We start from the raw sequence: 14,466 nt of genomic DNA, 5'->3' as shown, positions 1-14,466 counted from the left end.
AACTCTAATGCACATGGTTATCCACAGGAATAGTGGATAACTGCTTCCAGCCCATACAGACTGGCGCTCTGCAAATTCCCGGATTTTCCCACGAGGCGGCAGCAAAAAATTTTTATAGCTCTTTTTTGCTGATTAACAGTCGCGTCATTCATAACCAACTGACGAGATCTTGCTCACATTTCCATCATTTCGGGCTCTGCACCACAACTCAACACCGTCGGCACCGTCGATGTGCAATCCCCCTTTTTATCCCCCGCGCTTCTGTGACTTATTCCTAAAAAAGACGCTTTTTTAATCACTTTCCGTTTTATGGCAGGGGTTTTGCAGTTTAACAACGAGCCACACCTACACACATTTTTAAGGAGAGAAAGATGTTGAGCCTGCGTGCAGTGAATCAGTTTTACGGAAGTCAACATACGCTATGGAATGTGGATTTAGATTTTCCGCAAGGGATGTGTACAGGCGTCGTTGGCCTGCCGGGGATGGGGAAAACCACCCTCATGAATTGCATCGCCGGGAAAGTGCCCGTCGAAAGCGGCAGCATCATCTGGTATGAGGCGGGCGCGCCGCCGCGCGATTTGCTCAACCCGCCGCCAGAACAGCGTTCCGGGCCGGGGATAGGCTATGTCTCGCAGGACAGGCGGATCTTCTCCCAGCTCACGATTGAGGAGAACCTGCATATCGCCATGCGGGCGACGGGAAAACCGAACCCTGAGGCGAAAAATGACGTTTACGACCTGTTCCCGGCGCTCTATGCCTTGCGACGAACCCGCGCCAACACGCTCTCTCCGGACGACCAGTATCAGCTGGCGCTGGCTAATGCGCTGGTGAACCGCCCTCACCTGCTGATCCTGGATGAACCGCTGCACGGCGCGGGGCACAGCGTTGCCCAGAAGCTGGTGCAGCTGCTGGGGCGCTTAAACCGGGAGTTAGGGATGACGGTGCTGTTAGCGGAGCAGCAGCTGTCGTTTATCCGCCGGGTGGCGGACCGTTTCTGTCTGCTCTATCGCGGGCGTAACGTGGCGCAGGGCCACGTTAACGAACTGGATGACGAGCTTATCGCTCACTGGATGTCGCGGGAAGCAAAACGCTGAGATCGAGATAACGTCCGACTTCGGCATTTTCCGCGCCGTCAGCCAGCCAGGGAATTTCCCCGAGGCACGGCGCGGGAAGGACGCGCCTGAGCGTCGCCAGATACGCCTGATGGCGTTTACCCGGCGCAACCACGTCGTTGGCTATCCAGCCCGCAAGACGCAGCCCGGCCTGCTGTACGGCCTGCGCGGTCAACATGGCGTGATTGATGCAGCCCAGCTTGACGCCGACGACAAGAATGACCGGAAGCTGCTCGGCCTGCACCCAGTCAGCAAACGTCTGCGTGTCTGAAAGCGGCGTAAACCAGCCGCCAGCCCCTTCCACCAGCACCCAGTCGGCCTGGCTTTCCAGCGTCCGCAGTCCGGCGGACAGCACGGTGAAATCAATCGGACGGCCTTCATCGGCGCTGACAATGTGCGGTGAGGTCGGCTCGGCAAAGGTGTACGGATTCACTGCAGAATAGGCGAGTTCACGCGTGCTGTTACGCTGGAGCGCCAGCGCGTCGGTGTTGCGTAACCCTTCCGCCGTCATCTCGCTGCCGGACGCCACGGGCTTATACCCGGCGGTGTTTTTCCCGAGCAGCCGTGCCGCCTGCAGCAATGCCGTGCTGGCAACCGTTTTGCCCACTTCTGTGTCCGTGCCGGTGACAAAATAACGTTCAGTCACGTTCGATAACCCCATGAAAAAGTTGATAGGAGAGCGGGAAATGCCCCCGCTGCTGCGGCCAGGCCAGCTCAAGGCGCTGCAGCTGACCCCGGGTAAGCGGTTTTTTCTCGCGTCCGGTATGCAGGTGCGTGGCGCCGATGCCCTTCAGCGAACGCATGGCGCTGAACGCATCGCTAAAATTGAGCGTGATGGTCTGCACCGTGCTGCGATAGCGCCAGCCTGCCAGCGCCTGCGTCACCTGCTCATGCGATAAAAACCGGTTAGCGTGCGGCTTTTCATCCACCGCTTTCCAGGCCTGATTCAGCTCCGGCAGCGAACTTTCCAGCAGGGTGGTAAAGGCCACCTTCCCGCCCGGCCGCGCCACGCGATAAAGCTCGCGCAGGGCCTGCGGCAGGCTGCTGCACCACTGAACCGCCAGATGGCTCCAGACCAGATCAAACTGCGCGTCCGCCAGCGGGATCGCCTCGATATCGGCCAGCAGATAACGATCTGCCGCCTGCCGCTGGCGTGCCTCTTCCAGCATCCGGGCGGAGAGATCGATAGCCGTCACCTGGCTTCCCGCCCCGCGCCAGTAGCGGCTGTTGCTGCCGGGACCACAGCCGGCGTCCAGCACTTGCGCAAACGAGGTCTCGCCAAGCGCGGCCAGAAGCCCCTGCGCGCTCAGACGCTGCAGCTCATCATGCTGCGAATAGCTCTGCGCGGCGCGGCCGAATGCCGCCGCGATGGCCTGCTTATTCACCGGCATCATGGAGCGCCTCCAGCAACGTCTCAATATCCTGTGCTTCATGCGCCGCCGTCAGGGTTAAGCGCAGCCGCGCCGTGCCCGGTGGGACGGTGGGCGGGCGGATGGCCGTGACCCACATGCCCCGCTGGCGCAGCGCCTGTGCCAGTGCCAGCGCGCGGGCATTTTCACCGACAATCACCGGCTGGATAGCGCTCTGCGAATCGGGACTGTGGAAAGGCAGCGCCGCGAGTCCCTGACGGAAGCGCGCAATATGCTCTGCCAGCCGCTGGCGACGCTCATCTCCTTCTGCGCTGCGTATCACCGCCAGCGACGCTGACAGCGCTACGGCCTGCGCCGGAGGCATGCTGGTGCTGTAAATCAGGTGGCGGGCAAACTGCAGCAGATAGTCGGCGACGGGTTCGCTGCACAGCACGGCGGCGCCGCTGACGCCAAAGCCTTTGCCGAAGGTGACAATCAGCAGCTCCGGCTTCACGTTTTGCTGGTATGCGCTCCCGCGCCCTTCGTCGCCCATCACGACAGTGCCGTGGGCATCGTCCACCAGCAGCCAGGCATGCTGCCGCTTTGCGGCCTCGTGCAGCGCGGCAAGCGGCGCGCTGTCGCCGTCCATGCTGAACACCCCTTCCGTGACCGCCAGCTGTTGTCCGTCGCAGGGTTTATCCAGCAGCGCAGCAAGCTGCCCCGCATCGTTATGGGCAAAACGCCGCAGCTGCGCCGGGCTTAAATTTGCCGCCTCCAGCAGGGAGGCGTGGCTTAAGCGATCGGCGACAATGCGATCGTCCTTGCCCATCAGTGCCGTGATGACCGCCTGGTTGGCGGCAAAGCCGGAGATAAACAGCAGCGCGCGCGGGTAGCCCAGCCAGTCGGCAAGTGCCTCTTCCAGCGCCTGATGCGCCGTGGTGTATCCGCTGACGTGTCCCGATCCGCCGCTGCCCACGCCAAACCGCTCCGCGCCCTGCTGCCAGGCGCGGATAATGGCCGGATGCTGGCTCAGCCCGAGATAGTCGTTGCTGGAGAAATTGCAGAACTGCTGGCCTTCACGGGTAAGAAAACGACCCGCGCCGTTTTCCACCACCCTGCGAACGCGAAATGCCTCTGCCGCCCGACGCTCGTCGAGCGCAGAGTTGATACGTGCCTGCCAGGTCATACGGCTGCCGCGTTGTAGAACTGGTCGGTGTCGGCGTTGAAAATCTGCTGCTCCAGCTGCTGCTGTTGCTCGTTATCGCCCGTCAGCACCTCGGTCTGGTGCGGGTTAAGCCCCAGCTTGCGGAACAGCTGGACGTCTTTGTCCTCTTCCGGGTTCGGCGTGGTCAGCAGCTTGCAGCCGTAGAAGATCGAGTTGGCCCCGGCCATAAAGCACATCGCCTGGGTCTGCTCGTTCATCTGCTCGCGGCCCGCAGAGAGGCGAACGTACGAGGTCGGCATCATGATGCGCGCCACCGCGATGGTGCGGATAAAATCAAACGCATCCACGTCCTCGTTATCCGCCAGCGGCGTGCCCTTAACCTTCACCAGCATGTTGATCGGCACGCTTTCCGGCGGGGTCGGCAGGTTCGCCAGCTGCAGCAGCAGACCCGCGCGGTCTTTCACCGTCTCGCCTAAGCCCACGATGCCGCCGGAGCAGACCTTGATCCCCGCGTCACGCACTTTATCCAGCGTATCCAGACGCTCCTGGTAGGTACGCGTGGTGATGATGTTGCCGTAAAATTCCGGCGAGGTGTCGAGGTTGTGGTTGTAGTAATCCAGCCCCGCCGCCGAGAGGCGCTGCGCCTGCTCCTCGTTGAGCGTGCCGAGCGTCATACAGGCTTCGAGGCCCATCTCCTTCACGCCCTTCACCATCTGCTCCAGATACGGCATGTCGCGATCGTGCGGGTTCTTCCACGCCGCGCCCATGCAGAAGCGGGTTGAACCGGCATTTTTGGCCTTGCGCGCGGAGTCGAGGACCTGCTCGACCTCCATCAGGCGCTCTGACTCCAGACCGGTTTTGTAGCGCGCGCTCTGCGGGCAATATTTGCAGTCTTCGGGGCAGGCGCCGGTCTTGATCGACAGCAGCGTGCTGACCTGAACATGGCGGGGATCGAAGTGCTGACGATGCACCTGTTGGGCTTCGAACATCAGCTCAAGGAAAGGTTTGTTGAATAATTCAGTAACTTGCGACATCGTCCAGCGTGCGTGGTGAGCCATCGGGCTTCTCCAAAGGGTTTTGTTAATTTTCGGTTCGGTTTATACTCGTAAACCTAAAACTTTTCAAAATGGTTTACAAGTCGATTATGACCCAGGACGATCTCGCCTTCGACAAGCAGCATATCTGGCACCCTTACACCTCCACCACCCGCCCCCTTCCCGTCTATCCGGTGGCCTCCGCCCACGGCTGTGAGCTGCATCTCGCCAGCGGCGAACAGCTCGTTGACGGGATGTCCTCCTGGTGGGCGGCCATTCACGGGTACAACCACCCGCGCCTGAACGCGGCGATGAAGACACAAATTGACCAGATGTCACACGTGATGTTTGGCGGGATCACCCATCAGCCCGCGGTGGATTTATGCCGCCGTCTGGTGGCGATGACGCCTGACTCGCTGGAGTGCGTGTTCCTGGCGGATTCCGGCTCCGTGGCGGTGGAAGTGGCGATGAAAATGGCGCTGCAGTACTGGCACGCCAAAGGCGAAGCGCGCCAGCGTTTCCTCACCTTCCGCAACGGCTATCACGGGGATACCTTCGGAGCGATGTCGGTGTGCGATCCGGACAACTCCATGCACAGCCTGTGGAAGGGGTATCTGCCGGAAAACCTGTTCGCCCCGGCGCCGCAGAGCCGCTTCGACGGCGAGTGGGACGAGATGGACATGGTCGGCTTCGCCCGACTGATGGCGGCACATCGTCATGAGATTGCAGCCGTCATTCTTGAACCGATCGTGCAGGGCGCAGGCGGAATGCGGATGTACCACCCGGAATGGCTGAGGCGTATTCGCAGGATGTGCGACCGCGAGGGCATTCTGCTGATTGCCGATGAGATTGCCACCGGCTTTGGCCGCACCGGCAAGCTGTTTGCCTGCGAACATGCGGGTATTGCGCCGGATATTCTGTGCCTCGGTAAAGCGCTGACCGGCGGCACCATGACGCTCTCCGCCACGCTCACGACCCGCCAGGTGGCCGACACCATCAGCGACGGTGAAGCCGGCTGCTTTATGCACGGCCCGACGTTTATGGGTAACCCGCTGGCCTGCGCCGTGGCGAGTGAAAGCCTTGCGATTCTGGAGAGCGGCGAGTGGCAGACGCAGGTTGCGGCGATAGAAGCGCAGCTGAAAGCGGAACTGAGCGCCGCCTCGGGCGCGAATTTCGTGGCGGACGTGCGCGTGCTGGGCGCCATCGGGGTGATTGAAACCACCCATCCGGTGAATATGGCGGCGCTGCAGCGCTTCTTCGTGGACCAGGGCGTGTGGGTCCGGCCTTTCGGCAAGCTTATCTATCTGATGCCGCCGTACAGCATCACGCCAGAGCAGCTTCGAAAACTAACCGACGCGGTTGTAACAGCCGTTAACATTCCCGCGCATTTCACGATTTAACCCTATGCATTACACTTGCTGAACGAGCGATCAACGAGGGTAAACCGTATGAAAATCATCAGTAAAGATCTGCGCGACGGTGAAAAGCTGCCGGAACGGCACGTTTTCAACGGCATGGGGTATCAGGGCGATAACATCTCCCCGCACCTGGCGTGGGACGAGGTTCCGGCAGGCACCAAAAGCTTTGTCGTGACCTGCTATGACCCGGATGCGCCAACCGGTTCCGGATGGTGGCACTGGATCGTGGCGAACCTGCCTGCCGACACGCGCGTGCTGCCGCAGGGTTCCGGTTCAGACCTGGTTGCCCTGCCTGAAGGTGCCATTCAGACGCGTACTGACTTCGGTAAAGCGGGCTACGGCGGCGCGGCGCCACCAAAAGGGGAAACCCACCGCTATATCTTCACGGTGCACGCGCTGGACGTGGAGAAGATTGAGGTTGATGAAGGGGCGAGCGGCGCGATGGTCGGGTTTAACGTGCATTTCCATTCCCTGGGGAGCGCGTCGATAACGGCGATGTATTCGTAAAAAAAGCCGGGTGGCGGCTACGCCTTACCCGGCCTGGATTTCGCACTCGTAGGCCCGGTAAGCGCAGCGCCACCGGGCAAAAAAATCACAGCACCGAAGGTAACAGCCCCACCAGCCGCCCCTCTTCCAGAAGCTGCATCGCCTTATCAATATCCGGGGCAAAGAAGCGGTCATCATCGTAATGCGTGACGTGCTCGCGCAGCACCTGGCGCGCCTGCTCCAGCAGCGGGCTGGATTTAAGCCCTTCACGCAGATCGATACCCTGACTTGCCGCCAGCCATTCCACCGCCAGCACGCCGCGGGTGTTGGAGGCCATCTCCCACAGACGACGCCCGGCAGCCGGTGCCATCGAAACGTGATCTTCCTGATTGGCCGAGGTTGGCAGGCTGTCCACGCTGTGCGGGTGCGACAGCGCCTTGTTCTCGCTTGCCAGCGCTGCGGCCGTCACCTGAGCGATCATAAAGCCCGAGTTGACCCCGCCGTTACGCACCAGGAACGGTGGCAGCTGGGACATGTGTTTATCCATCATCAGCGCGATGCGGCGCTCGGACAACGCGCCGACTTCGGCAATCGCCAGCGCGATATTATCCGCCGCCATTGCCACAGGCTCGGCGTGGAAGTTACCGCCGGAGACCACCTCGTTTTCCTGGGCGAACACCAGCGGGTTATCGGACACCGCGTTGGCCTCCACCAGCAGCACCTCCGCCGCCTGGCGCAGCTGCGTCAGGCACGCGCCCATCACCTGCGGCTGGCAGCGCAGGGAATACGGATCCTGCACCTTCTCACAGTTGTGGTGTGACTCCGCGATCTCGCTGGTGTCGGTAAGCACGTGACGGTACATCGCGGCGGCATCAATCTGTCCCCGCTGACCGCGCACCTCGTGGATGCGGGCATCGAACGGGCGACGCGAGCCCAGCACCGCTTCGGTGGTCAGCGCACCGCACACCACCGCCGAGGCAAACAGATCTTCCGCTTCAAACAGGCCGCGCAGCGCGAAGGCGGTCGATGCCTGAGTGCCGTTCAGCAACGCCAGCCCCTCTTTCGCCGCCAGCGTGATCGGCGTTAAGCCGGCTTTTTTCAGCGCCTCTTTCGCAGGCAGCCACTCGCCCTGCCAGCGCGCTTTGCCTTCGCCCAGCAGCAGCAGCGACATGTGCGCCAGCGGCGCGAGATCGCCGGAGGCACCGACGGAGCCCTTCGCCGGGATCCACGGATAGACCTCCGCATTCACCAGCGCCATCAGCGCCTGAATCACGCTCAGGCGAATGCCCGAGAAACCGCGCGCCAGGCTGTTGATTTTGAGCACCATCATCAGACGGACAATCTCATCGTCCAGCGGCTGACCGACGCCCGCCGCGTGCGACAGCACCAGCGAACGCTGCAGGTTTTCCAGATCGTGCGTCGCGATGCGGGTCTGCGCCAGCAGCCCAAAGCCGGTATTAATCCCGTAAGCCGTGCGCCCTTCGGCAACGATGGCTTCAACGCAGGCCACGCTGTCGTTAATGGCGGCGTGGGCGCTTTCATCAAGCGACAGGGTGACCGGCTGACGCCAGACGTTACGCAGCTGCTTGAGCGTCAGTGAGCCGGGAGTGAGGGTTAATGCGTTCATTCATGCTTTCCTTGTGTGGCAGGGATCATCGGCAGGTTAAGTCCCTGCTCTTTGGCACAGTCAATGGCAATCTCGTAACCCGCATCCGCGTGACGCATCACGCCGGTGGCCGGGTCGTTGTGGAGCACGCGAGCGATACGCGCGGCGGCTTCATCGGTACCGTCGCAGACGATGACCATCCCGGAATGCTGGGAGAAGCCCATTCCCACGCCGCCGCCGTGGTGCAGCGACACCCAGGTCGCGCCGCTGGCGGTGTTGAGCAGGGCGTTCAGCAATGGCCAGTCGGAGACCGCGTCCGAGCCGTCGCGCATGGCTTCGGTTTCGCGGTTCGGGCTGGCGACGGAGCCGGAGTCCAGGTGGTCTCGGCCGATGACGATCGGCGCGGAAACTTCACCGTTGCGCACCATTTCGTTGAAGGCGAGGCCCAGTTTTTGACGCCACTCCAACCCTACCCAGCAGATACGCGCCGGCAGGCCCTGGAAGTTAATGCGCTCGCGGGCCATGTCCAGCCAGTAGTGCAGGTGTTCGTCATCGGCGACGATCTCCTTCACTTTGGCATCGGTCTTGTAGATGTCCTCCGGGTCGCCGGACAGGGCAACCCAGCGGAACGGACCGATGCCGCGGCAGAACAGCGGGCGGATATAGGCCGGGACGAAGCCCGGGAAGTCGAAGGCGTTACTCACGCCCATCTCTTTCGCCATCTGGCGGATGTTGTTGCCGTAGTCAAAGGTCGGAATGCCCATCTGGCTGAAGGCCAGCATCGCGGAGACGTGTTCCGCCATGGAGCGTTTCGCGGCAAGCACCGTGCCTTCCGGGTCGGTCGCCGCTTTTTGCTGATAGTCTTCCCACGACCAGCCTTTTGGCAGGTAGCCGTGCAGCGGATCGTGGGCGCTGGTCTGGTCGGTGACCAGATCCGGGCGCACGCCGCGGGCGACGAGTTCAGGAAGAATGTCCGCCGCATTGCCGCACAGGGCAATCGACACCGCTTTGCCTTCGGATGTGTATTTTTTGATGCGCGCCAGCGCGTCATCGAGATTCTCGGCCTGTTCGTCGACGTAACGGGTACGCAGACGGAAATCAATGCGGCTCTGCTGGCACTCAATGTTCAGCGAGCACGCGCCGGCCAGCGTGGCGGCCAGCGGCTGCGCGCCGCCCATCCCGCCAAGACCGGCGGTCAATACCCAGCGGCCTTTCAGCGAGCCGTTGTAGTGCTGGCGACCGGCCTCCACGAAGGTTTCGTAGGTGCCCTGCACGATCCCCTGGCTGCCGATGTAGATCCAGCTCCCGGCGGTCATCTGGCCATACATCGCCAGCCCTTTCGCGTCGAGTTCGTTGAAGTGTTCCCAGGTGGCCCAGTGCGGCACGAGGTTAGAGTTGGCGATCAGCACGCGCGGGGCGTTTTTGTGGGTTTTAAACACGCCAACCGGCTTGCCGGACTGCACCAGCAGGGTTTCGTCGTTTTCGAGTTCGGTCAGTGCCTTAACAATGGCGTCATAGCATTCCCAGTTGCGCGCGGCGCGGCCTATGCCGCCGTAGACCACCAGCTCGTGGGGGTTTTCCGCCACCTCAGGATCAAGGTTGTTCATCAACATGCGCAGCGGGGCTTCGGTGAGCCAGCTTTTGGCGGTAAGGGTGGTGCCGCGCGCGGCGCGGACGTCCTGCTGGCGGTATTTACCTGACGACATTGTGTGCTCCTATACGGGACAGATGATGCATTTAGATATACTTGTATAGACAAGCACACACAAGGTCAGATTTAACAAAAAAGATACAATTTTGTTATATTGCGTTAGCGATCACGCTTATAAAACTTATGACATAAAGTGGCCCTGCAGCCGGTAACGGTTCCCCGGGAAAAGCAGCCGGGCATGTGACACGATGTGCGATGAGGACCAGGTTCGACGGCGGATCAGCAGGCACGGGTCGTGCTCTTTAATGCGCAGCCGTTCGCACTCCTGCGGCGTGGCGCGCACGGCTTCCACAATGTGCTCCCCTTCCGTCAGCGGTGCGACGAGCGAGAGATAGGCATGCGGCGTGGTCTGGGTGTAATCCTGGTTCAGATAGTCCGGTATCCGTTCAGCGTTCACGCAGCGATCCTCAATCTGCACCGGAATGTCGTTTTCGAAATGCACCATCACGGAGTGGAAGATGCGGCTGCCTTCTTTGACGTTCAGCTCTACCGCCTGCTCGGCGCTGGCTTGAGTCTCTTCGAGCACCAGCACCTCACAGCGGTGCTGATGATTACGCGCGGCAATCTCGTCCGCAATGCTGCGGATTTCAAACAGGGCGGACTGCCCTTTTGGTTCCGCCACAAACGTCCCGACGCCCTGCAGGCGCACCAGAAGCCCTTCGTCGGTCAGCTCGCGCAGCGCCCGGTTGATGGTCATCCGGCTAAAGCCAAACTGCGCCACCAGATCGGCCTCCGAGGGAATGCGGTCGTGCGGCCGCCAGACGCCGGTGGCGATTTTTTCGCTGATCGCCTGCTTCACCTTTTCGTAGAAAGGCGCGGGAGGGCTCGACGGCGGCAGGGGTGAGCGTGAAAACATCGTGACTCCTTGAATAGTGTTATGCCCACCAGTGAGCAATTTGCCAGGCCAGACGGGCGGCAAGCTTTGCGCCCTGCCCGTCCCGATCGAACTGCGGGTTAAACTCTACCAGATCGGCGGCCTGTAGCTTACCGCTACGGCAGATTTGTTCGATGACGGGGAGGAGATCCAGAGCCGGTATGCCTAACGCAGCCGGAGCGGAAACGGCAGGCATTTCGCTGGCTGGCAGGACGTCCAGATCGATTGTCAGGTAGACGCGATCGGCCTGGACCAGCACCTTTTCCAGCGCGGATAGCGCATCGCGCCTGAAATGGAGATCCTCCACCAGCGTGACGTTCAGGCGTTCAGCCTCATCCCACAGCGCCTGCGTGTTCGCCGCCCGGCTCACGCCGAAGCAGGCGTACTGAAATGCCCGCCCGCGCTCAGCGCAGTAGTGCGCCAGCTGGCGAAACGGCGTGCCGGACGTCGCCCGGTCGGCCTTGCGCAGATCGAGATGGGCATCCAGGTTGATAATGACAACCCGCTCGTTCGGGAAGGCGTCCAGCACGCCGCGACCGTGCGCCCACGCGGTTTCGTGTCCGCCGCCAAAGACCAGCGTGCGCATCCCGGAGCGCTGGCAGGCTGTCACGGCACCGCTTAACGCCTGCTGTGCCGCTTCCAGGTCGTCACCTTCAACGTAAACCGACCCCATATCCGCCAGCCGCTCGTGTCCCGGATGGCTTGCCATATTTGCCAGCGCCTTACGCAGCACATCAGGCGCCTGCACGGCACCGGGCCTGCCCTGATTACGTTTTACCCCTGCATCACATTCAAAGCCTATCATCGCAATGCCGGATGCCAGCGGCGTGAACGCCCCCTGCTGCCGTATCGTCTGGAAAATGCGCGTTGCGTTGCTGGCCTCGGCGCTGTCGTCGCGCCCCTGCCAGACCGTTTCGGCGACGGGCCGCCATAACCTCATACTGCCTCCCCACGGAAAATACGTTGATACAGCGGATTGCGTCCCGGCTCGTAGACCATCTCTACCGGATGGTGAGCATCCCAGACGATAAAATCAGCGACAAACCCGGCCCGCAGCTGTCCGTGGGTTTCTCCGCGGCCCAGCGCCTGCGCGGCATGGCGCGTGACGCCAGCCCAGGCTTCCTCGGGCGTCAGGCCAAACTGGACGCAGGCCATGTTCATCGCCAGGTGCAGGCTGGCAAACGGGCTGGTGCCGGGGTTATAGTCGGTGGCGACCGCCATTGGCACGCCCTGTTTTCTGAGCTGTTCCACCGGCGGACGCTGGCGCTCCTGCAGAAAATAGAACGCGCCGGGCAGCAGAACCGCCACCGTGCCGCTTTGCGCCATCGCCTGAACGCCTGCGTCGTCGAGATATTCGATATGATCGGCTGAGCGTCCTTTATACCGGCTGACCAATGCCGCACCGCCCTGATTCGACAGCTGCTCGACGTGCCCTTTCACCGGAATACCGAGCGCGGTCGCCGCCTTGAAGAGGCGCTCGGTTTGCGACGGGGTAAAGCCGACGTTTTCACAGAACACGTCCACCGCTTCAAACAACTCTTTTTGCCACAGCGTGGGCAATATCTGATCGCAGACCAGCGTGAGGTAGGCATCCGGATCCTGTCGGTATTCCGACGGAACCGCATGGGCCGCCAGCAGCGTTGGGCTGATATCGATCGGATTATTGAGGCTCAGCTGGCGTGCGACCTGCAGCATTTTCTCTTCGGCCTCGGCGTTGAGGCCGTATCCCGATTTGATTTCAACCGTGGTGACGCCTTCATTCATCAGACGCTGAAGCCGCTGCTGTGCCAGCTTAAGCAGGGTTTCGGGTGAACTGCTGCGCGTCGCCGTCACGGTCGCGTTAATGCCGCCTCCCTGGGCGCTGATGGTTTGATAAGAGACACCGTTCAGACGCTTCTCCCACTCCGCCGCGCGATCGCCGCCAAACACCAGGTGGGTATGGCAGTCAATCAGGCCCGGGGTGACCAGACGACCCTGAAGATCGACACAGTGAGTGTGTCCGGCCGGAATGTCAGATTCAGGGATCACGGCCAGGATAGTTTGACCCCGTATAACCAGGGCGTGTTGATCTTTCAGTCCATAGGGCGCACGGACGTCCGGCGCCATCGTAGCCAGTCGCGCATTTCGCCATATCACATCGTCAGGATGAATCTGCTGCATGGGCTTTCCACTTGTCATGGGTTGTATAGACATTTATTTTCATCTGTTGTCTGCTGTCAACCGACTTTGCGGAAAATGTTATTTATTTGTGATCACTTACCCGCCGCTCCAGGGCTAAAAATGCAACTTTTACCCTTTTTATCTTCCCGTTTCGCTCAACTTAGTATAAAAAAGCAGGCTATTTCGTCTATCCCGTAAAGACTTGCATACCCAGGAGCTTCACCTTGAACATTTCCAGGATTTCCCGTCTGGCGTTAGCGCTCGCCTTTGGCGTGACCTTATCCGCATGCAGTTCAACCCCACCGGATCAGCGCCCTTCTGAGCAGGTCGCGCCCGGTACCGCCTCCCGCCCGATTTTGTCCGCTGATGAAGCGAAGAACTTCGACCGTGCGCACTACTTCTCGTCGATGGATCCTAACGCTGCGCCGTGGACCCCGTCTGCTATTAACCTGCCGAAACAGCCTGACTTCGTGGTTGGCCCGGCAGGTGCGCAGGGCGTAACGCATACCTCTATTCAGGCTGCGGTTGATGCTGCCATCACGAAACACAGCGCGTCTCGCCAGTACATCGCGATCCTGCCAGGCGAATATGAAGGCACCGTGTATGTTCCGGCGGCACCGGGCAGCATTACGCTTTACGGTCTGGGCGAAAAAGCAATCGACGTAAAAATTGGCCTGGCGATTGATTCTGAAATCGACAGTAACACCTGGCGTCACCTGGTGAACCCGGCCGGTAAATATATGCCGGGCAAACCGGCGTGGTATATGTTTGATAACTGCCAGAGCAAGCGTTCCGCCACCGTTGGCGTGATGTGCTCTGCGGTGTTCTGGTCCCAGAATAACGGTCTGCAGCTGCAGAACCTGACCATTCAGAATACCCTGGGCGACAGCGTTGACGCCGGTAACCACCAGGCCGTCGCGCTGCGCAGCGATGGCGATAAGGTGCAGATTAACAACGTCAACATTCTGGGTCGTCAGAACACCTTCTTCGTGACCAACAGCGGCGTGCAGAACACCCTGCAGAATAACCGTCTGACCCGTACGCTGGTAACCAACAGCTACGTTGAAGGTGACGTGGATCTGGTGTCCGGCCGCGGCGCGGTGGTATTTGATAACACCGATTTCCGCGTAGTGAACTCACGTACCCAGCAGGAAGGTTACGTGTTTGCTCCGGCAACCCCGTCGAACCTCTTCTTCGGCTTCCTGGCCGTGAACAGCCGCTTTAACGCTGCCGGTGACGGCGTGGCGCAGCTGGGACGCTCCCTGGACGTGGACTCAGCCACCAACGGTCAGGTTGTGATCCGCGACAGCGTGATCAACGAAGGCTTCAACATGGCGAAGCCGTGGGCGGATGCGGCGATCTCTAAACGTCCGTTCTCCGGCAATACCGGTGCGGTTGACGATAAAGGGAACGTGCAGCGCAACCTGAACGACGCTAACTTCAACCGCATGTGGGAGTACAACAACCGCGGTCTGGGTAGCAAGGTGGTTGCTGAGCCGAAGCAGTAAGCTGTCCTTTTGCCGGGTGGTGGCTTTGCCTTACCCGGCCTAC

Annotated in this window: 13 protein-coding genes; 4 read left to right on the top strand and 9 right to left on the bottom strand. The window is 60.9% G+C overall.

Annotated features, from left to right (window positions below; genetic code table 11):
- Positions 1 to 371: 371 nt before the first annotated feature.
- Positions 372 to 1,094, top strand: a complete 723-nt coding sequence (locus ACOTXF_RS06305) for an ABC transporter ATP-binding protein (protein ID WP_008501137.1) — start codon at positions 372 to 374, stop codon at positions 1,092 to 1,094.
- Here the strand turns inward: ACOTXF_RS06305 and bioD are convergent.
- From bioD to bioB, 4 genes are read right to left on the bottom strand one after another with little or no spacing between them, the layout of a single operon-like run.
- Positions 1,057 to 1,758, bottom strand: coding sequence for a dethiobiotin synthase (bioD, locus tag ACOTXF_RS06300; RefSeq protein WP_048962741.1), 702 nt, complete (start codon positions 1,756 to 1,758; stop codon positions 1,057 to 1,059). The two genes, ACOTXF_RS06305 and bioD, sit on opposite strands and share 38 nt — an antisense overlap.
- Positions 1,751 to 2,506, bottom strand: a complete 756-nt coding sequence (bioC, locus tag ACOTXF_RS06295) for a malonyl-ACP O-methyltransferase BioC (RefSeq protein ID WP_048962732.1) — start codon at positions 2,504 to 2,506, stop codon at positions 1,751 to 1,753. Before bioC ends, bioD begins: the two co-directional genes overlap by 8 nt.
- Positions 2,490 to 3,647, bottom strand: coding sequence for an 8-amino-7-oxononanoate synthase (gene bioF, locus ACOTXF_RS06290; RefSeq protein ID WP_048962734.1), 1,158 nt, complete (start codon positions 3,645 to 3,647; stop codon positions 2,490 to 2,492). Before bioF ends, bioC begins: the two co-directional genes overlap by 17 nt.
- Positions 3,644 to 4,684: a biotin synthase BioB gene (bioB, locus tag ACOTXF_RS06285; RefSeq protein WP_008501133.1), complete on the bottom strand. Its 1,041-nt coding sequence runs from the start codon at positions 4,682 to 4,684 to the stop codon at positions 3,644 to 3,646. Before bioB ends, bioF begins: the two co-directional genes overlap by 4 nt.
- An 86-nt stretch (positions 4,685 to 4,770) precedes the next feature.
- Here bioB and bioA point away from each other — a divergent pair, with 86 nt between their 5' ends.
- Positions 4,771 to 6,060 carry an adenosylmethionine--8-amino-7-oxononanoate transaminase gene (bioA, locus tag ACOTXF_RS06280; RefSeq protein WP_376712299.1) on the top strand — a complete coding sequence of 430 codons (1,290 nt, stop codon included), beginning with the start codon at positions 4,771 to 4,773 and terminating at the stop codon, positions 6,058 to 6,060.
- Between the two features lie 48 nt (positions 6,061 to 6,108).
- Positions 6,109 to 6,585 carry a kinase inhibitor gene (locus tag ACOTXF_RS06275; protein ID WP_008501131.1) on the top strand — a complete coding sequence of 159 codons (477 nt, stop codon included), beginning with the start codon at positions 6,109 to 6,111 and terminating at the stop codon, positions 6,583 to 6,585.
- Between the two features lie 85 nt (positions 6,586 to 6,670).
- Here the strand turns inward: ACOTXF_RS06275 and hutH are convergent, their stop codons facing one another.
- From hutH to hutI, 5 genes are all read right to left on the bottom strand, one after another.
- Positions 6,671 to 8,191, bottom strand: coding sequence for a histidine ammonia-lyase (gene hutH, locus ACOTXF_RS06270; RefSeq protein ID WP_023326936.1), 1,521 nt, complete (start codon positions 8,189 to 8,191; stop codon positions 6,671 to 6,673).
- A complete protein-coding gene (gene hutU / locus ACOTXF_RS06265; protein WP_232926440.1) occupies positions 8,188 to 9,876 on the bottom strand; it encodes a urocanate hydratase in 1,689 nt (562 codons plus the stop codon). Before hutU ends, hutH begins: the two co-directional genes overlap by 4 nt.
- Before the next feature lie 126 nt (positions 9,877 to 10,002).
- Positions 10,003 to 10,737: a histidine utilization repressor gene (locus ACOTXF_RS06260; protein ID WP_008501127.1), complete on the bottom strand. Its 735-nt coding sequence runs from the start codon at positions 10,735 to 10,737 to the stop codon at positions 10,003 to 10,005.
- Between the two features lie 19 nt (positions 10,738 to 10,756).
- Positions 10,757 to 11,695, bottom strand: coding sequence for a formimidoylglutamase (gene hutG / locus ACOTXF_RS06255; RefSeq protein WP_232926439.1), 939 nt, complete (start codon positions 11,693 to 11,695; stop codon positions 10,757 to 10,759).
- Entirely contained in the window at positions 11,692 to 12,915 is a 1,224-nt protein-coding gene (gene hutI / locus ACOTXF_RS06250) for an imidazolonepropionase (RefSeq protein ID WP_232926438.1), read from the bottom strand. Before hutI ends, hutG begins: the two co-directional genes overlap by 4 nt.
- 224 nt (positions 12,916 to 13,139) lie before the next feature.
- Between hutI and ACOTXF_RS06245 the strand changes: the two genes are divergently transcribed.
- Entirely contained in the window at positions 13,140 to 14,423 is a 1,284-nt protein-coding gene (locus ACOTXF_RS06245) for a putative acyl-CoA thioester hydrolase (RefSeq protein WP_047745292.1), read from the top strand.
- Positions 14,424 to 14,466: the final 43 nt, after the last annotated feature.

It is taken from the genome of Enterobacter cloacae complex sp. IR53041 (genome assembly GCF_049238285.1).
Lineage (GTDB): Bacteria > Pseudomonadota > Gammaproteobacteria > Enterobacterales > Enterobacteriaceae > Enterobacter > Enterobacter roggenkampii.
The sequence above is the reverse complement of the archived record's forward strand: the minus strand, read 5'-3'. Positions and strand labels throughout refer to the sequence as shown.